Raw genomic sequence first — 22,087 nt, forward strand, 5'->3', positions numbered from 1 at the left:
CAACTGACGTCCGGCAGCGGCCACCGGTGCCGTTTCGGGTGCCGTTGGCGGCGGTTTACGCTAGAATGCACGGCCTCAAAGCACACCCCTTCCCGAGGCTGTCCCGAAGATGTTGATCCTGCGCGGCGCTCCTGCCCTTTCTGCCTTTCGCCACAGCAAACTCCTTGAGCAACTGAGCCAGAAAGTCCCGGCTGTCAGTGGCTTATATGCCGAATTTGCTCACTTCGCCGACGTTACCGGCGTTTTGACTTCCGACGAACAGCAAGTGCTGGCGCGCCTTCTGAAGTACGGTCCCAGCGTCCCAGTCCAAGAGCCTAGCGGCCGCTTGTTCCTGGTTCTGCCACGGTTTGGCACCATCTCGCCCTGGTCGAGCAAGGCCAGCGACATCGCCCGCAACTGCGGCCTGGAAAAAATCCAGCGCCTGGAGCGCGGGATTGCCTTCTACGTCGCGGGCCAGTTCAGCGATGCCGAGGCCGAGCTGATTGCCAGCAGCCTGCACGATCGCATGACCCAGATCATCGTTGGCCAGCTGGAACAGGCCGCCGGTCTGTTCAGCCACGCCGAGCCCAAACAGCTGACCGCGATTGACGTGCTCGGCGGCGGCCGCGCGGCCCTGGAAAAAGCCAATACTGAACTGGGCCTGGCCTTGGCCGAAGACGAGATTGACTACCTGGTCAACGCCTTCATCGGTCTCAAGCGCAACCCGCACGACATCGAACTGATGATGTTCGCTCAGGCCAACTCCGAGCACTGCCGTCACAAGATCTTCAACGCCAGTTGGGACATCGACGGCCAGAGCCAGGAAAAAAGCCTGTTCGGCATGATCAAGAACACCTACGTGATGCACAGCGAAGGCGTTCTGTCGGCTTATAAAGACAACGCCTCGGTGATTGTCGGCAGCGTTGCCGGCCGTTTCTTCCCGGACCCTGAAACCCGCCAGTACGGCGCGGTGCAGGAGCCGGTGCACATCCTGATGAAAGTCGAGACCCACAACCACCCGACCGCGATTGCCCCGTTCCCGGGCGCAGCCACCGGTTCCGGCGGCGAGATCCGCGACGAAGGTGCAACCGGCCGTGGCGCCAAGCCAAAGGCCGGCCTCACCGGTTTCACCGTCTCCAACTTGCAGATCCCGGGCTTCGAACAGCCGTGGGAAGTGCCGTACGGCAAGCCTGAGCGCATCGTCACCGCGCTGGACATCATGATCGAAGGCCCGCTGGGCGGCGCCGCGTTCAACAACGAATTCGGCCGTCCGGCCCTGACCGGCTACTTCCGTACTTTCGAGCAGTCCATCACCACCCCGCGTGGCGATGAAGTGCGCGGTTACCACAAGCCGATCATGTTGGCCGGCGGTATGGGCAACATCCGTGAAGATCACGTCCAGAAAGGCGAAATCCTCGTCGGTTCCAAGCTGATCGTCCTTGGCGGCCCGGCAATGCTGATCGGCCTGGGCGGCGGCGCGGCTTCCTCCATGGCCACCGGCACCAGCTCGGCAGACCTGGACTTCGCTTCCGTACAGCGTGAAAACCCTGAAATGGAACGCCGTTGCCAGGAAGTCATCGACCGTTGCTGGCAGTTGGGTGACAAGAACCCGATCAGCTTCATCCACGACGTCGGCGCGGGTGGTTTGTCCAACGCCTTCCCGGAACTGGTCAACGATGGCGACCGTGGCGGCCGCTTCGAACTGCGCAACATTCCAAACGACGAGCCGGGCATGGCCCCGCACGAAATCTGGAGTAATGAATCCCAGGAACGCTACGTGTTGGCGGTCGGCCCTGCCGACTTCGAACGCTTCCAGGCGATCTGCGAACGCGAGCGCTGCCCGTTTGCCGTCGTCGGTGAAGCCACTGCCGAGCCGCAACTGACGGTCACCGACAGCCACTTCGGCAACAGCCCGGTGGACATGCCGCTGGAAGTGCTGCTGGGCAAAGCCCCGCGCATGCACCGTTCGGCCGTGCGTGAAAACGAACTGGGCGACGATTTTGATCCGTCCACCCTGGCCATCGCCGATTGCGTGGAGCGCGTCCTGCACCACCCGGCCGTTGCCAGCAAAAGCTTTCTGATCACCATCGGCGACCGCACCATTACCGGTCTGGTTGCCCGCGATCAAATGGTCGGCCCGTGGCAGGTTCCGGTGGCCGACGTTGCCGTCACCGCTACCAGCTTCGACGTCTACACCGGTGAAGCCATGGCCATGGGCGAGCGGACTCCGCTGGCGCTGCTGGACGCTCCGGCGTCGGGCCGCATGGCCATCGGCGAAGTGCTGACCAACATTGCCGCTTCGCGCATTGGCAAGATCTCCGACATTAAGCTGTCGGCCAACTGGATGTCCGCTGCCGGTCACCCAGGTGAAGATGCGCGTCTGTACGACACCGTCAAAGCGGTCGGGATGGAGCTGTGCCCGGAGCTGGGCATTACCATTCCAGTGGGCAAGGACTCCATGTCCATGGCCACGCGCTGGAACGATGAAGGCGTGGACAAGAGCGTCACCTCGCCGCTGTCGCTGATCGTCACCGGCTTTGCGCCGGTCACCGACATCCGCCAGACCCTGACCCCGCAACTGCGCATGGACAAGGGCACCACCGACCTGATCCTGATCGACCTCGGTCGCGGGCAGAACCGCATGGGTGCCTCTATCCTCGCCCAGGTGCATGGCAAGCTCGGCCAGCACGCTCCGGACGTCGACGACGCCGAAGACCTGAAAGCCTTCTTCGCCGTGATTCAGGGCCTGAATGCCGACGGTCATCTGCTGGCTTACCACGACCGTTCCGACGGTGGTTTGCTGACCAGCGTTGTCGAGATGGCCTTCGCCGGTCACTGCGGCCTGAGTTTGAACCTCGACGGTCTGGCGGAAACCTCCGCCGACATCGCTGCAATCCTGTTCAACGAAGAATTGGGTGCGGTGATCCAGGTTCGCCAGGATGCCACTCCAGACGTACTTGCACAGTTCAGCGCCGCAGGCCTGGGCGACTGCGTGGCAGTGGTCGGCCAGCCGATCAACAACGGTGAAATCAACATCGTCTTCAACGGCGAAACCGTGTTTGAAGGTCAGCGTCGTCTGCTGCAACGCCAGTGGGCCGAAACCAGCTACCAGATCCAGCGTCTGCGGGACAACGTTGACTGCGCCGAGCAGGAATTCGACGTGATCCTGGAAGAAGACAACCCGGGCCTGAGCACCAAGCTCAGCTTCGACGTCAACCAGGACATCGCCGCGCCGTACATCAAGAAAGGCATCCGTCCACAAGTGGCCGTACTGCGTGAGCAGGGCGTCAACGGTCAGGTGGAAATGGCGGCTGCGTTCGACCGTGCCGGCTTCAATGCGATCGATGTGCACATGAGCGACATCCTCGCCGGTCGTGTTGACCTCAATGAGTTCAAAGGCCTGGTGGCCTGCGGCGGTTTCTCCTACGGCGACGTGCTGGGTGCCGGTGAAGGCTGGGCCAAGTCGGCCCTGTTCAATAGCCGTGCCCGCGATGCGTTCCAGGGTTTCTTCGAGCGTAACGACAGCTTCACCCTGGGCGTGTGCAACGGTTGCCAGATGATGTCCAACCTCAGCGAACTTATCCCGGGCAGCGAGTTCTGGCCGCACTTTGTGCGTAACCGTTCCGAGCAGTTCGAAGCCCGTGTGGCCATGGTTCAGGTACAGGAATCCAACTCGATCTTCCTGCAAGGCATGGCCGGTTCGCGCATGCCGATCGCCATCGCCCACGGTGAAGGCCATGCGGAATTCTCCAGCGAAGAAGCCTTGCTCGAAGCCGACCTGTCCGGCTGCGTGGCCATGCGTTTCGTCGACAACCACGGCAAGGTCACCGAGAGCTACCCGGCCAACCCGAACGGTTCGCCGCGCGGGATCACCGGGCTGACCAGCCGCGACGGTCGCGTGACCATCATGATGCCGCACCCGGAGCGCGTGTTCCGTGCCGTGCAGAACTCGTGGCGCCCGGAAGAGTGGAACGAAGATGGCGCGTGGATGCGCATGTTCCGTAACGCTCGCGTGTGGGTGAACTAAGGCGGTGTACAAGCTCAGCTTCTTTGTGCCCGACAGCCATGTGGAGACGGTGAAAACCGCCGTCTTCGCAGCCGGCGGCGGGCGCATCGGCACCTACGACAGCTGCGCCTGGCAAGTGCTGGGCCGCGGTCAGTTCCGGCCAATGGACGGCAGCCAGCCGTTTATTGGTCAGGTCGGACAGGTTGAAGTGGTCGAGGAATGGAAGGTTGAGCTGGTGGTGGCGGATGAGTTGATCGTGGCTGTCGTGGCTGCGTTGAAGCTTAGCCATCCGTATGAGACACCGGCGTATGAGGTGTGGCAGTTGGCGGATTTTTGATTCGCTGGTTGTGAAAGCGAGAAACCCGCTGGGCCTGGATGGCTAGCGGGTTTTTTGTTGCCTGTTAGGGCCTCATCGCGGGCAAGTCGAAGAGGCCCTAATGGTCAGTAAAGATTCAGGCTTTAACCCCAACCTCACGGCCGCTGACCAACCGCTCCAACGCCTCACCCAACCCCGAAGCCTTGTCACCAATCAGCAAGTGCCAAACACCACTCTCAAGCTGGCTAACACCCTGGCAACCCAGCGCAGTCAGTTGGGATTCCGACAACACCGAACCATCCCCCAACTCCACCCGCAGCCGCGTCATCGCCACCGCATCCAGTTGCAGCACATTGGCCCGACCGCCCAGGGCGCTCAGCCATTTCTCGGCCTCATGCACATTCACCGATGTGCTCTTCTCAGCAGGCGCTACCACCGCCGCCGGCGGCGCAACATACGAAGGCATCGCCAACCGAATCTCATCGGCAATGCTGTCCGCCATCGGCCCGACCACTATCTGCAAACTCCCACCGTTCCCCGGCCGAACCACAGCCATCGCGCCCAGCGCTTTCAGCTCTGCATCTACTGCCTTGTTGCGATCCACCATGTCCAGGCGTAGGCGCGTCGTGCAAGCACCCACACTCAGCAGATTCTCCGCACCACCCAGCGCCCGAATGTAAGCCCCGGCCCGTTGGTTATCGGTCATGGCCTCAGCTTGTACGACCTGAATATCCTCACGCCCCGGAGTCTTCAAATTGAAGCGACGGATGCAGTAGTTGAACACGCTGTAGTAGATCACCGCATACGCCAGCCCAACCGGGAACACCAGCCAGCCGTTGGTGGATTTACCCCAACCCAGCACCATGTCGATAAACCCGCCGGAGAAGGTAAAGCCCAGGTGAATGTTGAGCATGTTGGTGACCGCCATCGACAAGCCGGTCAGCAACGCATGTAGCAGATACAGGAATGGCGCGAGGAACATGAACGCGAACTCAATCGGTTCGGTCACCCCGGTCAGGAACGAGGTCAGCGCCATCGACAGGAAAATCCCGCCCATGATCTTGCGTCGTTCCGGCAGGGCATTGCGGTACATCGCCAAGCAGGCGGCAGGCAGGCCGAACAGCATTACCGGGAACATGCCGGTCATGAACTGGCCGCCTTTCGGGTCGCCGGCAAAGTAGCGGGTCAGGTCGCCGGTCACTACCGCGCCGGTCGCAGGATCGGTGAAGCTGCCGAACACAAACCAGGCCATGTTGTTGAGGATGTGGTGCAGACCGGTGACGATCAGCAGTCGGTTGAACACGCCGAAGACAAAGGCGCCGAGGCTACCGCTTTCCATCAGCAACACGCCGAAGCTGTTGATGCCGTGTTGGATCGGCGGCCATATCAGCCCGAAGATCACCCCCAATCCCACTGCCGAAAACCCGGTGACAATCGGTACAAACCGTCGCCCGCCAAAAAACGCCAGGTACTCCGGCAGCTTGATGTCCTTGAAGCGGTTATACAGCGCCCCGGCCATCAGGCCGCTGGCGATCCCGGCGAGCATGCCCATGTTGATGCTGGCATCCATCACCTTGAGTGTGGAGATCATCACCAGGTAGCCAATGGCACCGGCCAGCCCTGCCGTACCGTTGTTGTCCCGGGCAAAGCCCACGGCGATGCCGATCGCGAAGATCAGCGCCAGGTTGGCGAAGATCGCTTGCCCTGCGTCGTGCATCACCGCGATGTTCAAAAGGTCGGTGTCACCCAGTCGCAGCAGCAGGCCGGCAATCGGCAAGATGGCGATGGGTAGCATCAGCGCGCGGCCCAGGCGTTGCAGCCCTTTGATGAATAGTTGGTACATGGCGTGTCTCCTTTTTTCTTGTTGTTGTCAGCTCAGCGGCCAGTGGTGTTGACAGGCTTGGCGAACGGCCTTGGCGCTGCTCAGGTTAAGCAGGCCAAGGCTCAGTTGCCGGCATTGAGCCGCGTCCATGTGGCGGACGCGGTCCTTGATTTCTGCGATTTGCGGCGGGCTGACGGACAGCTCGCTGACGCCCAGGCCGATCAGCACAGGCGTGGCCAGCGGGTCAGATGCCAGAGCGCCGCATACACCGACCCAGCGGCCATGCTTGGCGGCGCCGATGCAGGTCTGGGCGATCAGCCGCAGCAGCGCCGGGTGCATTGCATCGACACGGGCGGCGAGGCCGGCGTGGTCGCGGTCCATGGCGAGGGTGTACTGGGACAGGTCGTTGGTGCCGATGGACAAGAAGTCAGCGTGCTCGGCCAGTTGCTCGGCCATCAGCGCGGCGGCCGGCACTTCGATCATCACCCCCAGTTCCGGGCGTTGGCTCAGCTCCAGTTCGGTGCACAGTTCATCCAGGCGCTGGCGGATGTGCAGCAACTCGTCGACTTCGCTGACCATCGGCAGCAGGATCCGGCAGCGTTGCAACGGGCTGACCTGAAGCAGGGCGCGCAGTTGCTGATCCAGCAGTTCCGGGCGTACCTGGGCCATGCGAATACCACGCAGACCGAGCACCGGGTTGGCTTCGGCGGGCAGCGGCAGGTAATCGAGTTGCTTGTCGCCGCCGACGTCGATGGTGCGGATGATCACGGATTTGTCGCCCATGGCATCCAGTACCGCTTGATAAGCCTGGCGCTGCTCCTGTTCATCGGGTGCTGTGCGGCGGTCGACGAACAGAAATTCAGTACGCAGCAGGCCGACACCATCGGCGCCGTTTTCATGGGCAATCTGTGCTTCGGCGCTGGAGGCGACGTTGGCTGCCACTTCAATGCCCACACCATCCAGGGTACTGGCCGGTGCTTGAGCCAAGGCCTGCTGCTGCTGATGCCGCAGTTTTTGCACATCACGAATCTGGTGGACCTGGGCATGACGTGCATCGTCCGGCGTGAGTTCCAGGCGACCATTGACGGCGTCCAGCACCACACGTTGGCCGGGCGGTACGTCGAGTACCTCCGAGCCCAATGCGACCACACACGGCAAACCTTTGCCCCGGGCGAGAATCGCCACATGAGAGGTCGCCCCGCCTTCGGCCATGCAGATACCTGCGGCGTTTTGTGCGCTCAGTTGCAGCAAATCCGACGGCGTCAATTCATGGGCGGCGACAATGGCGCCGGCGGGCAGTTCGAAATGCCAGGCTTCACCCAGTAGCGCGCGCAGTACGCGTTGTTGCAGGTCCCGCAGGTCGTTGGCGCGTTCGGCGAACAAGGGTTTGCCCAAGGCCAGCAACACCGCGCATTGGGCCTGGATCGCATCACGCCAGGCGTGAGTGGCAGCGCTGCCTTGTTCGATGGCGCCAGTGGCGGCTTCCAGCAGGGTCGGGTCTTCCAGCAGCGCGAGGTGGGCGGCGAAGATTTCTTCTTCCTCGACGGCCTTGCGCTGACGGGCGTGGTCCAGGGTATTGCGGATTTCGCCGCGCACCTGTTCCAGGGCGCCGTCCAGGTGCTGCAATTGCTCGTCGGCCGAGTGGTTGCCCAAGTCTTGCGGCAACTCAATCCCGTTCAGCCGGAACAGCGGCCCGCAGACCAGGCCGGGTGCGGCGCATACGCCTTGCAGTACACCGGCTTCGGTGTTGGCCAGGCGTGGGGCGACGGCCACCGGTGCATGAGACTCTTCGCTGACCGCGATAGACAGCGCGGCGATCAGCGCCTGTAACGCCGCGTCGCAATCTTTGCCACGGCAAGTGACCTGCACCTCATCCTGCTCACCGATGCCCAGTCCCATCAGGCCAATCAGGCTGTCGCACGACGCCGATTTGCCGGCGAAATGCAGTTGTGACTGGCTGCTGAAACCCTGGGCCGTCTTGCGGATCAAGGCGGCAGGGCGCGCATGCAGACCACCGCGGTGAGTGATGCGAATGCTGGCGCTGGCTTCGGTGTGGGCGTCGTCGGTGGCCGAGGATCGTGCAGTTGCTGCCTGGCGGGAAACCACTCGCAGCATCGGCTCGCCAACCTTGATCGTCTGTGAGGCAATCGGTTGTAGCTCAAACTGATCGCCATTGGTGACGATGATCAGGCTGATCAGGCTTTTGCACTGACGGGCGACACGGTCCACATCAAAGCGCACCAGCGCCTGTCCACTACTGACCCGTGCGCCTTCCTTGACCAGTAGGGCAAAACCTTCGCCTTTCAATTCGACGGTGTCGATGCCTATGTGCAGCAGCACTTCGGCGCCGTTGTCGGCACGAATCGTCAGGGCGTGGCCAGTACGGGCGACGTGGATCACCACGCCGTCGCACGGCGCATACAGGCAGTCGTTGAGCGGGTCGATGGCAATGCCGTCGCCCATGGCACCGCTGGCGAACACCTCATCAGGAACGTTGCCCAGGGTCAGCACCGGCCCACTGAGGGGGGCGCTGAGGGTGAGGTCATTATTATTGTGGGACATGGGCACGGTACTCATCAGGAAACGGCGGAAATCAACTCAGTGGGTACGGGTCACTTTGCTCAGGTGACGCGGCTGGTCCGGGTCCATGCCCCGGGCTTCAGCCAGGCCTGCGGCCATCACGTAGAAGCTCTGGATCGCCAGGATCGGGTCCAGGGCCGGGTGTTCGGCGCGGGTCAGGGTCAGGTCTCGCTCGGCGATATCGTCGGGCGCTGCCAGCAGCACACGGGCGCCGCGCTGGCGCATGTCGGCGGCCAGTGTCAGCAATCCCGCTTGTTCGGCACCGCGTGGGGCGAAGACCAGCAGTGGATAGTTCTCGTCGATCAGGGCCATCGGCCCGTGGCGCACTTCGGCGCTGCTGAAGGCTTCGGCCTGGATCGCCGAGGTTTCCTTGAGTTTGAGCGCGGCTTCCTGGGCGATGGCAAACCCGGCGCCACGGCCGATCACCATCAGACGCTGACAGTCGCGCAGGGCGTCGATGGCCAGGCGCCAATCCTGCTTGGCGGCCTCGCGCAAGCCATCCGGCAAGGCATGGCAGGCTTCCAGCAGACCGTCTTCCTGGTTCCAGTGGCCGATCAATTGGGCGCTGGCGCTCAGGGTGGCGATAAAACTTTTGGTGGCCGCGACGCTGTTTTCCGGCCCGGCGCACAGCGGTACGTGGAACTCACACGCGGCTTCCAGGGGTGAGTCTTCAGCGTTGACCATGGAAATGCTCAGGGCGCCACGCTTGCGCAACAGGCGCAGGCTGTTGACCAGGTCCGGGCTTTGCCCCGACTGAGAGAAACCGAAGGCCACCTGGCCGCTGACTTTGAGCGGCGATTGCAACATGGTCACCACCGACATTGGCAGCGACGCCACCGGAATCCCCAGGTGCTGCATGGTCAGGTAGGCGAAGTAACTGGCGGCGTGGTCCGAACTGCCCCGAGCGATGGTCATCGCCACTTGCGGCGGCTGACGGCGCAGGCGGCCGGCGACTTCCTCCAGCAACGGATCCAGGCATTGCAGTTGGGCCTCGACGGCCTCACAGGAGGACAGGGCCTCTTCAAGCATTTTTGAAGTCAATGGTTTCTCCTTCGACCATTACGTCGGTGAGGTTCAGGGAGCGGTCCAGGCGCACGCAGTCGGCAAAGCTGCCGGGTTGCAAGCGGCCGCGATCTTCCAGGCCCAGGTAGTCCGCAGGAAATTGCGACAGGCGTTGTGAGGCTTCGCTGATGGGCAGGCCGATCTTCACCAGATTGCGCAGCGCCTGATCCATGGTCAGGGTGCTGCCGGCCAGGGTGCCGTCGGCCAGGCGTACGCCGCCCAGGCATTTGGTCACGGTGTGGCTGCCCAGCTTGTATTCGCCGTCGGGCATACCGGCGGCGGCGGTGGAATCGGTGACGCAGTACAGGCACGGAATCGAGCGCAGGGCCACGCGCATGGCGCCCGGGTGGACGTGCAGCAGGTCGGGGATCAGTTCGGCATATTGGGCATGGGCCAGGGCCGCGCCGACGATGCCTGGCTCGCGGTGATGCAGCGGGCTCATGGCGTTGTACAAGTGGGTGAAGCTGGTGGCGCCGGCGGCGAGGGCGGCGACGCCTTCTTCATAGCTGCCCAGGGTGTGACCGATTTGCATACGCACGCCCCGAGCGCTGAGGGTACGGATCAGCGCATCGTGGCCGGCGATTTCCGGGGCAATGGTGATCACCCGGATCGGCGCCAAGCGCAAATATGCTTCCACTTCGGCCATCAACGCGGTGTGGGCGAAGTTCGGTTGTGCGCCGAGTTTGCCGGGGTTGATGTAAGGGCCTTCCAGGTGCACGCCAAGGACGCGGGCGCTGCCGGCCGGGCGGTTTTCACAGAAATGGCCGAGGGCGCCCAGCACGCTGGAGATTTCGTCCACCGGCGCGGTCATGGTGGTGGCGAGCAGCGAAGTGGTGCCAAACCGCACATGCGTACGGGTGATGGTCTCGAAGGCTTCGGTGCCTTCCATGATGTCTTTGCCGCCGCCGCCATGAACGTGCAGGTCGATAAAGCCCGGCAGCAGGTAGGGCAGGTCATTTTTGGTCGGGTCGCAGGGCACGCCTTCAACGGCAATGACTTTACCGTTGTGGTGCACCAGACGGCCGCGAATCCAGCCTTGAGGCGTGAGGATGTTGTCTTCGGACATGGCAGTTCTCTAAGTCTCGCAATTGGCGGCAAAGTCATATCGACGCGGCTTTCTAACGTCGGAGCTCTGCGACAAAGTCGTAGTAATCGTTGCGGCAGTAGGTGTCGGTGATTTCGATGGGCGTGTTGTCGGCGGTGTAGCCCACGCGAGTCATCAGCAACATGGCGGCGCCGGGGGCGATGCCCACCAGGGCGGCGAACTCGTCCGAGGCGTTGATCGCCTGGATGTGCTGCAGGGCGCGCACGATGGGTTTGCCGATGCTTTCCAGGTATTCGTAGAGCGAGTTGCCGATGGCTTGCGGTTGCGGGAGTACCGAGGCCGGCATGGCGGTCATTTCGATCGCCATGACCGTGTCGTCGGCCTTACGCAGGCGTTTGAGCCGCGCCACTTTGTCGGTGGGCGAGAGGCACAAGCGGATCAGTTCTTCGTGGGTCGGTGGGGTGATGTCCCGCTCCAGCCATTGGGAGGTGGGGACAAAGCCCTTGAGCCGCAGCATTTCGCTGAAACCCGAGAGGCGTGACAGCGGCTGCTCCAGGCGCGGCGTGATGAATGTCCCGGAACCCTGGCTGCGACGAATCAGGCCTTGAGTGAACAGCACTTCCAACGCCTTGCGGGCGGTCACCCGGGAAATACTCAACTGCTCGCTGAGGGCGCGTTCCGACGGCAATGCCTGCTCGGATTTCCACTGGCCAGCATGAATCGCGGCTTCCAGGTTACGGGCCAGTTGCAGGTACAGCGGCGTGGATTGTTTGTCGTCAGGGCGCAAGGCCAGGATCGGGTTCATCTGTAGGGTTTCCGATGCGGTTATTGGAGTGTTGTCGCCCGGTAGTGGTCAGAAACTAATACCACTTAAATACCATGTCAATGCCATGAAAATGGTGCAGGCGAGCATTTGCGGGCGCCTTTATAGTGCGTCGAATCGAGTGGTATTAGAGAGGTCTTTCTTGGCAGCAGAGGCGCGCAGCCTCCGGCCGTGCCTGGCAGGTGAACTGGTATTCACCGGCAGGCATCGCTTGAGGTTGGGATTTTTTTTGAGTTTTTTTTAGCTGATTTTTACCAGTGGTAGAAAGTTACGGCCGAATTTCGATCAGCGTGCCGTCCTTGACCAGGTTCCAGACCTCACGCATGTCGACATTGCGCATACCGATACAGCCGTCGGTCCAGTCCAGGGTGTGGAACCATTCTTCTGGATAATCTTCGGCGTCGGGGGTGCCGTGGACCATGATCATGCCGCCCGGGAGTACGCCTTCGCGGCGCGCACGGGCGGCGTCGGTAATGTTGGGATAGGAGATGTGCATGGACAGATTGAAGCGGTCGCTGGTCTTGCGCCAGTCGATCCAATAGAGGCCTTCCGGGGTTCTGCGGTCGCCTTCCATCAGCTTGGTGCCCTTGGGGTTTCTGCCCAGGGAAATGCGGTAGGTCTTGAGAGGCTTGCCGTCATTGATCAGTTGCAACTGACGGGCGGATTTGAGAACCAGGATCTTTTCGACAGGTTTACCGTTCAGCGTCTCCAGGGTGGAGGCTGGCGACAGCGTGGCGAACGACAGACAAATCAGAGCAAGCAACCAACGCATCAAGCGATATTCCTTAGAAGACTACGTACTGTCTGGATTGTTATTTGGCGAACGCAGTCAATGGCGGTACTGACTCGCTGTGCACGGGATAGGACTGTTGCCGACGGTCAGCGAAAAAGCATTCTAAGGTACGCCCGACCGTGCGGAAAGCCAGCTCGGACCAAGGGATGTCGGCTTCATCAAATAGCCGTACTTCCAGGCTCTCGGGCCCGGCGCAAAAGTCCAGGTCGATCAGCTCGGCGCGATAGAAAATATGCACCTGGCTGATGTGCGGTACGTCGATCAGGGTATAGATGCTCAGGTTGCGCACTCGGGCGCAGGCTTCTTCCATGGTTTCACGCATGGCGGCCTGTTCCACGGTCTCGCCGTTTTCCATGAAGCCTGCGGGCAGTGTCCAGAAGCCCAGGCGCGGCTCGATGGCCCGGCGGCACAGCAGCACCTGGTCGCCCCAGACCGGCACGGTACCGGCGACGATATTGGGGTTTTGGTAGTGAATGGTCTGACAGTGATCGCAGACAAAACGCAGGCGTGCGTCGCCTTCGGGAATGCGTTGGATGACCGGTTTACCGCACTGGCTACAGAAGTTCATGCTGGGGTTCCTGACGAGTGCGCCTATCTTGGCGTGGCAGGGTTTGGCCTGCAAGTTGTCGTTTAGCGACACCGCTCGGGTTTTGGGGTTGGGCGCCTGCACGCTTTGGTGCATGATACAAAGTAGCCAACAGATCGAGATGACTCATGCTGGACGAGCTACTTCGCCGGGTAAGCAATCATACGCCACACACACTGGAGGCTGACGGCCGTTTCCCGGAGGCTGCCGTGCTCGTACCGATCACCCGTAGCGACGAGCCGGAGCTGATCCTGACGCTGCGGGCCAGCGGTTTGTCGACCCATGGTGGCGAAGTAGCGTTTCCCGGCGGGCGGCGCGATCCCGAAGACCCGGACCTGATATTCACCGCCTTGCGCGAGGCTGAAGAAGAAATCGGCCTGCCACCGGGCCTGGTGGAAGTAGTCGGCCCGCTCAGTCCCTTGATTTCCCTGCATGGCATTCGCGTCACACCCTATGTCGGTATCATCCCCGATTACGTGGAATACCTGGCGAACGACGCCGAAATCGCCGCCGTCTTCAGCGTGCCCCTGGAGTTTTTCCGCCAGGACCCACGCGAACACACTCACCGTATCGATTACCAGGGCCGCAGTTGGTACGTGCCCAGCTATCGGTTTGGCGAGTACAAGATTTGGGGGCTGACGGCGATCATGATTGTCGAGCTGATCAATCTGCTCTATGACGACGCTGATATCAGCCTGCACCGTCCGCCAAAAAGTTTTATCAACACCTGATAAGCCATCGTTTCGTATGGCACGCCATGAGGGTCACACTATGAAATACCGCCTGGGCGACGCCCGAGTCGAGACCCATCCCGACAGTTGGGTAGCGCCCAATGCCACGCTGGTGGGCAAGGTCAAGCTGGAAGAGGGCGCCAACGTCTGGTTCAACGCGGTATTGCGCGGCGATAACGAACTGATCCTGATCGGCAAGAACAGCAACGTGCAAGACGGCAGCGTGATGCACACCGACATGGGCTACCCATTGACCCTGGGTACCGGCGTGACCATTGGCCATAACGCCATGTTGCATGGCTGTACCGTCGACGATTACAGCCTGATCGGTATCAACGCGGTGATCCTCAACGGCGCGAAGATCGGCAAGCACTGCATCATTGGCGCCAACTCGCTGATCGGCGAGGGCAAGGAGATTCCCGATGGCTCGCTGGTGATGGGATCGCCGGGTAAAGTGGTGCGGGAGTTGACCGAAGCGCAGAAGAAGATGCTGGAGGCCAGCGCCGCGCACTATGTGCATAACTCACAGCGTTATGCCCGTGATCTGGTTGAGCAGGAAGAATGAACACGCCAGAACGCCCAGTGGCTTCGCCTTGCGTGAGTATTTGTGCGCTGGATGACGATGACATCTGCACTGGCTGCCAGCGCAACGTAGATGAAATCACCCGCTGGAGTCGCATGGACAATGCAGAGCGGCGGGTGGTGTTGGGGTTGTGCCATGAACGGGCCAAGGCGAGCGGAATGATGTGGATGATCCCCGGGAAATCTGGCGCCTAACCCTGTGGCGAGGGGGCTTGTCCCCAGTTAAGTCACCGCAGCCAGGCAGGTAAATCTGTGTTGTAGGTTTTAGGGCCGCTTCGCAGCCCAACGGGGGGACAAGCCCCCTTGCCACAGAGTACCCTGTGCCCCTTGCCCACAGGTCCCTCGTCCCATGTTTTTCCTGATCGCCTATATCAGCAGCGTCGTGCTGATCAACTTCGCCTTTTCCACCGCTCCACACCTGGACGTCATCTGGTCCGCCTGGGGCGGCCTGGTATTTATCCTGCGGGACATGGTGCAAACGCGCTTCGGTCATGGCGCGATCATTGCCATGCTGGCGGCGCTGGTGCTGTCCTATGTCACGTCCGACCCCGCCATTGCGCTGGCCAGCGCCACGGCCTTCGCGGTCTCCGAGTGCATTGACTGGCTGGTATTCAGTATCACCAAGCGCCCATTGCACGATCGACTGTGGATAAGCTCGGCACTGAGCATTCCCCTCGATACCTTTATCTTTTTTGGCCTGATCGGCGCCCTGACGCCCGCCGTGGCAGGGACTGCCCTGGTCTCGAAATTCGCCGGGGTGACCGTGGTCTGGCTGGCGATGGCCTGGCGTATACGCCGACAGCGTGTCGCCAACTGAAGCCAATCTTTACAGTTCATGTAAAATGCCGGCCTTTCTCCCCATGATCCGCTCCCCTGAGGACCTGAGATGACCCGAATTGGAACTCCATTGTCGCCAACCGCGACCCGCGTTTTGCTGTGTGGCTGCGGTGAGCTGGGCAAGGAAGTGGTAATCGAGCTGCAACGCCTGGGCGTTGAAGTGATCGCCGTGGATCGCTACGCCAACGCACCGGCCATGCAGGTTGCCCATCGCAGCCATGTGATCAACATGCTCGATGGCGCCGCCCTGCGTGCGGTGATCGAGGCGGAGAAGCCGCACTACATCGTCCCGGAAATCGAAGCCATCGCCACCTCCACTCTGGTGGAGCTGGAATCCGAAGGCTTCACCGTGATTCCTACCGCTCGCGCCGCGCTGCTGACCATGAACCGCGAAGGCATTCGTCGCCTGGCCGCTGAAGAGCTGGACCTGCCGACCTCGCCATATCACTTCGCTGACACTGTGGAAGACTACCGCAAGGCCGTCGAAGACCTCGGTTTCCCATGTGTTGTGAAACCGGTGATGAGCTCGTCGGGCAAGGGCCAGAGCCTGCTGCGCAGTGCCGATGACGTGCAGAAAGCCTGGGACTACGCTCAAGAGGGCGGCCGTGCTGGCAAGGGTCGGGTGATCATCGAAGGTTTTATCGATTTCGACTACGAAATCACCCTGCTGACCGTGCGCCACGTGGGTGGTACAACGTTCTGCGCGCCAGTGGGACACCGTCAGGAGAAGGGCGATTATCAGGAGTCCTGGCAGCCTCAGGCGATGAGCCCGATTGCCTTGGCGGAGTCCGAGCGCGTCGCCAAAGCAGTCACTGAAGCCTTGGGCGGTCGCGGCCTGTTTGGCGTCGAGCTGTTCATCAAGGGCGATCAGGTGTGGTTCAGCGAAGTGTCGCCGCGCCCACACGACACCGGCCTGGTGACCCTGATTTCACAGGACTTGTCGCAGTTTGCCCTGCACGCGCGGGCGATTCTGGGCTTGCCGATTCCATTGATCCGTCAGTTCGGGCCATCGGCTTCGGCGGTGATTCTGGTGGAAGGGCAGTCGACTCAGACGGCATTCGCCAACCTTGGTGCTGCGCTGAGCGAGCCGGATACGGCATTGCGTCTGTTTGGCAAACCGGAAGTGAATGGCCAGCGCCGCATGGGCGTGGCATTGGCGCGGGATGAGTCGATCGAGGCTGCTCGGGCCAAAGCGACCCGTGCTTCCCAGGCTGTTGTAATCGAGCTGTAACCGCGGCGCGCCTATCGCGGGCAAGCCCGGCTCCCACATTCGACCGCATTGCCAAGGCTGGTAGTGATCAAAATGTGGGAGCGGGCTTGCCCGCGATAGCGGTCTATCAGTCGACCTTGTTCAAATCGTTATCCCGCGTCTCTTTCAGGCACAGCACAGCAATCAAGCTGAGCAACGCTGCCGCCGACACATATCCACCGACATAACTCAGACCACCCATCGCCACCAGCTTGGTTGCGAAGAAGGGCGCGGCTGACGCACCTACGATTCCACCCAGGTTATACGCCGCCGAAGCGCCGGTATAACGCACGCGGGTCGGGAACAGTTCCGGCAACATCGCGCCCATTGGAGCGAACGTGATGCCCATCAGGAACAGCTCCAGGGCCAGAAACAACGCCACGGCCCAGGTCGAGCCATGGGTCAGTAACGGTTCCATGGTAAAGCCCGACAGGATGGCCAGGATCGCGCCGACGATCAGCACCGGCTTGCGCCCGTATCGATCACTGGCCAAGGCCGCCAGTGGCGTGGCCAATCCCATGAACAGCACCGCAAAGCACAGCAGCCCGAGGAAGGTTTCGCGGCTGTAGCCCAATGTGGATACGCCGTAACTCAGGGAAAACGCCGTGGTGATATAGAACAGTGCATAACACACCACCATCGAGGCCGCGCCCAGCAGCACTGGCAGCCAATGCTGGCTGAACAGCTCTACCAATGGCACTTTCACCGGTGCTTCCTTGGCGACGGCATTGGCGAAGACCGGGGTTTCATGCAGCTTCAGTCGTGCATACAGGCCAACCATCACCAGCGCTGCGCTGAGGATGAATGGGATACGCCAGCCCCAGCTACGGAACTGTTCATCGCTCAGGTTCATGGCCAGGATCAGGAACAGTCCGTTGGCGGCCAGGAAACCAATGGAGGGTCCCAACTGCGGGAACATGCCGAACCAGGCGCGCTTACCCTTCGGTGCGTTCTCCGTGGCCAGCAATGCTGCGCCGCCCCATTCCCCACCAAGGCCCAAGCCCTGCCCGAAGCGCAGCACGCAGAGCAGGATCGGTGCCCAGGCGCCGATGCTGTCATAACCGGGCAGCAAGCCGATCAGCGTGGTACAGACCCCCATCAGCAGCAGGGACGCCACCAGTGTCGATTTTCGGCCAATGCGGTCACCGAAATGGCCGAATAACGCTGAACCCAGAGGGCGGGCGATAAAAGCGATGCCGAAGGTCAGGAATGACGCGAGCATCTGCGCCGTGCCGGATGTCTGTGGGAAGAACACAGGGCCGATCACCAATGCGGCGGCGGTGGCGTAGATATAGAAGTCGTAGAACTCGATGGCGGTACCGACGATGCTCGCCGTGGCGACCCGGGCGGTCGAGTTGGTCGGGGCGGCCGCGGCCTCGTTATAGGTGGTGCTCATTGACGTATCCCTGAAGTCATTGCGCGCTTGAGCGCGGATTATTATTGGTCTTGCACCCATGGATCAGGGTTTTGCGCGGAGCGGCTCGGGATGGGAGCGAGCGCCGGTCAGACATGGTAACGCGATGCCTGGACGCACTGAGTGCGGGTAGCACGCGGTCGGGCGGGGCTTGGGTAAGCCGTGGGGATTATAGGAAGGGGGGTGTGGATACAACAAGAGGTACAAGCGCAGAAGCTAATGTGGGAAGGGGGCTTGTGTGGGAGCAGGCCCCCACATTGACCGTGTTTCGTCAGAAGGTCAGGCGGCCACCGGCACCGTGCTGGTGTGCCAGATCAGCACCTTGCTCACGCGGTTGTCTTCGGTCTCGACGATTTCCAGGCGATAGCGGCCAATCTTCAGGCATACCGCACAATCGGGAATGGTCTCCAGTGCTTCGGTCACCAGGCCGTTAAGGGTTTTCGGCCCGTCGCTGGGCAGGTGCCAGCCCAGGCTCTTGTTCAGTTCGCGGATGGAGGCTGCGCCGTCGATCACGTATCGGCCGTCCAACTGCGGCTCAATGTGCGGGTTATCCACGCTTTGCTCGCTTTCGAATTCACCGACGATTTCCTCGAGAATGTCTTCCAGCGTCACGATGCCCAGCACTTCTCCGTATTCGTCCACCACCATGCCCAGGCGTCGTTGCTGTTTATGGAAGTTCAACAGTTGCAGTTGCAGGGGGGTGCTTTCCGGGACGAAGTAGGGTTCATGGCAGGCCGCCAGCAACGCGTCTTTGGTCAGGCTGGCGTCTGGCAACAGGTGCTGGACCTGGCGGGTGTTGAGCACCGCCTCGACCTGGTTGATGTCGCTGTGGAACACCGGCAGCCGGGTGCGCTGGGACGTGCGCAACTGCTCGATGATCTCTTCGATGGGGTCATCCAGGTTGATGCCGTCCACTTCGCTGCGGGGTACCAGGATGTCATTGACGGTGATGTTGTCCAGGGCGTGGATGCCCGGCATGCCCGCTTCCCGGCCATTGGGGGCTTCGGCTTCCGGTTCATCGTCGTGGTCCGGTTGTGGTTCGTCGCTTTTCTTGACGATGCCGGCCTTGCGGGCAAACGGACGCAGCAGTAACAGGCTGATACCGTTAAGTAACCAGGCCAGCGGATAAAGAATTTTCAGCGGCACGCCCAGCAGCGTATTACCAAACCCCAGCACTGCATGGGGGTGGCGGGTGGCCAGCGTTCGGGGCAGGTAGTCGGCCAGCACCAGCAGCGCGGTGCAGGAAATCACCCAGCCAAGCCATGGGCCGTTTTCCGCCCAGGCATAGATCGCCAGCAAGGTGCAAAGGATCACCACCACGGCGCGACACAAGGTGTTGCAGAGGATCAGGCTGTTGCGCGGGAAACTCAGGCGGGCGGCGGCCTTATCGCTTTGACGAGTGCCGGGGCGCAGGGCCAGCAAATGGTGCTGGGCGGCTTCGATGGCGGTAAACAGCGCCGACCACAAAACCAGCAAGGCGATTACCGCGAGCATCGGCCCCAGGGGCAAGTTGTCCATTATTACTGCCCGTCAGATATGCAGGATGAATTCGCGAACCAGCTTGCTGCCGAAATACGCCAACATCAGCAGGCAGAAACCGGCCAGGGTCCAGCGGATCGCCTTGTGCCCGCGCCAGCCCAGGCGGTTGCGGCCCCACAGCAGCACGCTGAACACCACCCAGGCCAGGCACGCCAGCAGGGTTTTGTGCACCAGGTGCTGGGCGAACAGGTTCTCGACGAACAGCCAGCCGGAGATCAGCGACAGCGACAGCAAAGTCCAGCCGGCCCAGAGGAAACCGAACAGCAGGCTTTCCATGGTTTGCAGCGGCGGGAAGTTCTTGATCAGCCCGGAGGGGTGCTTGTGTTTGAGCTGGTGGTCCTGCAGGAGCAGCAATAAGGCCTGGAACACCGCAATGGTGAACATGCCATAGGCGAGGATCGACAGCAGGATGTGGGCCAGGATGCCCGGTTCTTCATCGATCACCTGCACCGTGCCCGACGGCGCGAATTGCGCCAGCAGCACGGTCAGCATCCCCAGCGGGAACAGCAGCACCAGCAGGTTTTCCACCGGAATCCGCGAACAGGCCAGCAGGGTCAGGGCGATTACTGCGGCGGCAATCAGGCTGGCAGCGCTGAAAAAATCCAGGCCCAGGCCGACCGGCGTCATCAGATGAGTAAACAGGCTGGCAGCATGGGCCAGCAGGGCGAGTACGCCGAGACTGACCAGCAGGCGCTTATCCGCCTTGGCGCATTGGGCCAGACGTGTGCCTTGGTAGATAGTCGCAGCGGCATACAAGATGGCGGCGGCGAGACTGGTGAGCAAACTGGGTGACAAAGGGAGCATAAATCCTGTTAAGCAAGCCCGAAAGCCGATGAGTTTGGCATACACCTGCGTTCCACGAAAGACCACCGAGCCAGACAGCGGGTGTGCATGTCGACAGTCTTCGCTATAATCCGCGACCTGCCCACGGCGCAGGCTCGCCGAGCGCTGTTTTTAATAGCGATTTACCACAGCCTGGGCCGCCATTACCTCGGTCTACCAATGCACTTCGATGAATAGGGCCTGAAAGGATCGCGCATGTTTGAAAACCTGACTGACCGTCTCTCGCAGACGCTGCGCCATGTCACCGGCAAGGCCAAGCTGACCGAGGACAATATTAAAGACACCCTGCGTGAAGTACGCATGGCGTTGCTGGAAGCCGACGTTGCCTTGCCTGTGGTCAAGGACTTCGTCAACTCGGTCAAGGAACGTGCGGTCGGCACCGAAGTGTCCCGCAGCCTGACCCCGGGCCAGGCCTTTGTGAAGATTGTCCAGGCCGAACTCGAAAGCCTGATGGGCGCGGCCAACGAAGATTTGAACCTCAGTGCCGTGCCTCCGGCCGTAGTGCTGATGGCTGGCTTGCAAGGTGCGGGTAAAACCACCACCGCCGGCAAGCTCGCGCGTTTCCTTAAAGAGCGCAAGAAAAAGTCCGTGATGGTGGTTTCTGCCGACGTTTACCGTCCGGCGGCCATCAAGCAACTGGAAATGCTGGCGGGTGAAGTGGGCGTGACCTTCTTCCCGTCCGACCTGAGCCAGAAGCCCGTCGATATCGCCCAGGCGGCTATTAAAGAAGCCAGGCTGAAATTCATCGACGTGGTCATCGTCGATACCGCCGGTCGCCTGCACATCGACGAAGAGATGATGGGGGAGATCAAGGCGCTGCATGCCGCGATCAACCCGGTCGAGACGCTGTTCGTGGTCGACGCCATGACCGGCCAGGATGCGGCCAACACCGCCAAGGCCTTTGGTGATGCGCTGCCGCTGACCGGCGTGATCTTGACCAAGGTCGACGGCGATGCCCGTGGTGGTGCCGCGCTATCGGTGCGTGCCATCACCGGCAAGCCGATCAAGTTCATCGGTATGGGCGAGAAGAGCGAAGCGCTCGAACCGTTCCACCCTGAGCGGATCGCCTCGCGGATTCTCGGCATGGGCGACGTGCTCAGCCTGATCGAACAGGCCGAAGCGACGCTCGACAAGGACAAGGCCGATAAACTGGCCAAGAAGCTGAAGAAGGGCAAGGGCTTCGACCTCGAAGACTTCCGTGATCAGTTGCAACAGATGAAAAACATGGGCGGCCTCGGCGGCCTCATGGACAAACTGCCTAACATGGGCGGTGTGAACCTGGCGCAAATGGGCAACGCCCAGGGTGCGGCAGAGAAGCAATTCAAGCAGATGGAAGCCATCATCAACTCCATGACCCCGGCCGAGCGCCGCGACCCTGAGATGATCAGCGGTTCGCGCAAACGCCGGATCGCCATGGGTTCCGGCACTCAGGTGCAGGACATCGGTCGCTTGATCAAGCAGCACAAGCAGATGCAGAAGATGATGAAGAAGTTCTCCGCCAAAGGCGGAATGGCCAAAATGATGCGCGGCATGGGCGGTATGTTGCCCGGCGGCGGCATGCCCAAGATGTAGTGACCTGTTTCGAGGGTAGCTGCTCAATTATGGCGGCGTCTGTTGTTCTTATGCTGCGTTGCCGCTCCTCCCCATAGTCAGCTATGGATCGTCGCGGCGCCTTGCCTGAGAACAACAGCCACTCGCCAAAATCGAGCGCTATCCACGAAACAGGCCACAAAGAATTCGAGCAGGGGCTCGCTCCTGCTCCGACCCACAGGGATGTGGGATCTCCAGCAAACCCGCACTTGGCGGGAGCTGACTGGCCGTTTTAACCGACGGCTCTATAGCAGATCTGAATGGCACACAGGTAGGTGCCGGAAAAAGAC

The 22,087-nt window shown here is 61.4% G+C and carries 18 protein-coding genes; 8 read left to right on the top strand and 10 right to left on the bottom strand.

Annotation, left to right across the window (positions count from 1 at the left end):
* Nucleotides 1-109: 109 nt before the first annotated feature.
* Nucleotides 110-4,006 (top strand): phosphoribosylformylglycinamidine synthase, encoded by a 3,897-nt coding sequence (gene purL, locus J7E41_RS17075; protein WP_214994541.1) that lies wholly within the window; start codon nucleotides 110-112, stop codon nucleotides 4,004-4,006.
* A gap of 4 nt (nucleotides 4,007-4,010) precedes the next feature.
* Nucleotides 4,011-4,322 (top strand): NGG1p interacting factor NIF3, encoded by a 312-nt coding sequence (locus J7E41_RS17080; RefSeq protein WP_214994542.1) that lies wholly within the window; start codon nucleotides 4,011-4,013, stop codon nucleotides 4,320-4,322.
* Nucleotides 4,323-4,437: 115 nt separating this feature from the next.
* On the opposite strand, the gene nagE is transcribed toward J7E41_RS17080, so the two are convergent.
* From nagE to J7E41_RS17115, 7 genes are all read right to left on the bottom strand, one after another.
* Nucleotides 4,438-6,144, bottom strand: coding sequence for an N-acetylglucosamine-specific PTS transporter subunit IIBC (gene nagE, locus J7E41_RS17085; protein WP_214994543.1), 1,707 nt, complete (start codon nucleotides 6,142-6,144; stop codon nucleotides 4,438-4,440).
* Between the two features lie 27 nt (nucleotides 6,145-6,171).
* Nucleotides 6,172-8,685, bottom strand: coding sequence for a phosphoenolpyruvate--protein phosphotransferase (ptsP, locus tag J7E41_RS17090; RefSeq protein ID WP_214994545.1), 2,514 nt, complete (start codon nucleotides 8,683-8,685; stop codon nucleotides 6,172-6,174).
* Nucleotides 8,686-8,721: 36 nt separating this feature from the next.
* On the bottom strand, nucleotides 8,722-9,744 hold the full coding sequence (locus J7E41_RS17095) for an SIS domain-containing protein (protein ID WP_214994547.1): 1,023 nt from the start codon (nucleotides 9,742-9,744) through the stop codon (nucleotides 8,722-8,724).
* The gene (gene nagA, locus J7E41_RS17100) at nucleotides 9,725-10,831 is read right to left on the bottom strand and encodes an N-acetylglucosamine-6-phosphate deacetylase (protein ID WP_214994549.1); all 1,107 of its coding nucleotides are present in this window, start codon (nucleotides 10,829-10,831) and stop codon (nucleotides 9,725-9,727) included. Before nagA ends, J7E41_RS17095 begins: the two co-directional genes overlap by 20 nt.
* Nucleotides 10,832-10,883: 52 nt before the next feature.
* Nucleotides 10,884-11,615 (bottom strand): GntR family transcriptional regulator, encoded by a 732-nt coding sequence (locus J7E41_RS17105; RefSeq protein ID WP_214994550.1) that lies wholly within the window; start codon nucleotides 11,613-11,615, stop codon nucleotides 10,884-10,886.
* Between the two features lie 286 nt (nucleotides 11,616-11,901).
* Nucleotides 11,902-12,405 (bottom strand): L,D-transpeptidase family protein, encoded by a 504-nt coding sequence (locus J7E41_RS17110; RefSeq protein WP_214994552.1) that lies wholly within the window; start codon nucleotides 12,403-12,405, stop codon nucleotides 11,902-11,904.
* 40 nt (nucleotides 12,406-12,445) lie between these two features.
* Nucleotides 12,446-12,994, bottom strand: a complete 549-nt coding sequence (locus J7E41_RS17115) for an NUDIX hydrolase (protein WP_214994553.1) — start codon at nucleotides 12,992-12,994, stop codon at nucleotides 12,446-12,448.
* A 146-nt stretch (nucleotides 12,995-13,140) separates the two neighbouring features.
* Here J7E41_RS17115 and J7E41_RS17120 point away from each other — a divergent pair, with 146 nt between their 5' ends.
* The 5 genes from J7E41_RS17120 (at nucleotide 13,141) to purT (ending at nucleotide 16,393) form a co-directional block, all read left to right on the top strand.
* The gene (locus J7E41_RS17120) at nucleotides 13,141-13,743 is read left to right on the top strand and encodes a CoA pyrophosphatase (protein ID WP_214994554.1); all 603 of its coding nucleotides are present in this window, start codon (nucleotides 13,141-13,143) and stop codon (nucleotides 13,741-13,743) included.
* A 40-nt stretch (nucleotides 13,744-13,783) separates the two neighbouring features.
* A complete protein-coding gene (locus J7E41_RS17125; protein WP_214994555.1) occupies nucleotides 13,784-14,308 on the top strand; it encodes a gamma carbonic anhydrase family protein in 525 nt (174 codons plus the stop codon).
* Nucleotides 14,305-14,520, top strand: coding sequence for a DUF1289 domain-containing protein (locus J7E41_RS17130; protein WP_169353125.1), 216 nt, complete (start codon nucleotides 14,305-14,307; stop codon nucleotides 14,518-14,520). Before J7E41_RS17125 ends, J7E41_RS17130 begins: the two co-directional genes overlap by 4 nt.
* A gap of 154 nt (nucleotides 14,521-14,674) precedes the next feature.
* Nucleotides 14,675-15,142, top strand: a complete 468-nt coding sequence (locus J7E41_RS17135; protein ID WP_214994556.1) for a preQ0 transporter — start codon at nucleotides 14,675-14,677, stop codon at nucleotides 15,140-15,142.
* A 69-nt stretch (nucleotides 15,143-15,211) separates the two neighbouring features.
* Nucleotides 15,212-16,393, top strand: coding sequence for a formate-dependent phosphoribosylglycinamide formyltransferase (gene purT, locus J7E41_RS17140; RefSeq protein WP_214994557.1), 1,182 nt, complete (start codon nucleotides 15,212-15,214; stop codon nucleotides 16,391-16,393).
* Between the two features lie 106 nt (nucleotides 16,394-16,499).
* Here the strand turns inward: purT and J7E41_RS17145 are convergent, their stop codons facing one another.
* The 3 genes from J7E41_RS17145 to J7E41_RS17155 form a co-directional block, all read right to left on the bottom strand.
* Nucleotides 16,500-17,807 carry an MFS transporter gene (locus tag J7E41_RS17145; RefSeq protein ID WP_214994558.1) on the bottom strand — a complete coding sequence of 436 codons (1,308 nt, stop codon included), beginning with the start codon at nucleotides 17,805-17,807 and terminating at the stop codon, nucleotides 16,500-16,502.
* A gap of 297 nt (nucleotides 17,808-18,104) precedes the next feature.
* The gene (locus J7E41_RS17150) at nucleotides 18,105-19,343 is read right to left on the bottom strand and encodes a transporter associated domain-containing protein (protein WP_214994560.1); all 1,239 of its coding nucleotides are present in this window, start codon (nucleotides 19,341-19,343) and stop codon (nucleotides 18,105-18,107) included.
* Between the two features lie 12 nt (nucleotides 19,344-19,355).
* Nucleotides 19,356-20,168 carry a cytochrome C assembly family protein gene (locus tag J7E41_RS17155; RefSeq protein ID WP_169353130.1) on the bottom strand — a complete coding sequence of 271 codons (813 nt, stop codon included), beginning with the start codon at nucleotides 20,166-20,168 and terminating at the stop codon, nucleotides 19,356-19,358.
* A 234-nt stretch (nucleotides 20,169-20,402) separates the two neighbouring features.
* Between J7E41_RS17155 and ffh the strand changes: the two genes are divergently transcribed.
* Nucleotides 20,403-21,779 (top strand): signal recognition particle protein, encoded by a 1,377-nt coding sequence (ffh, locus tag J7E41_RS17160; protein ID WP_214994562.1) that lies wholly within the window; start codon nucleotides 20,403-20,405, stop codon nucleotides 21,777-21,779.
* Nucleotides 21,780-22,087: the final 308 nt, after the last annotated feature.

Origin of the sequence: Pseudomonas fluorescens (genome assembly GCF_018614655.1) — a bacterium.
Taxonomy (GTDB): Bacteria; Pseudomonadota; Gammaproteobacteria; order Pseudomonadales; family Pseudomonadaceae; genus Aquipseudomonas; species Aquipseudomonas fluorescens_BX.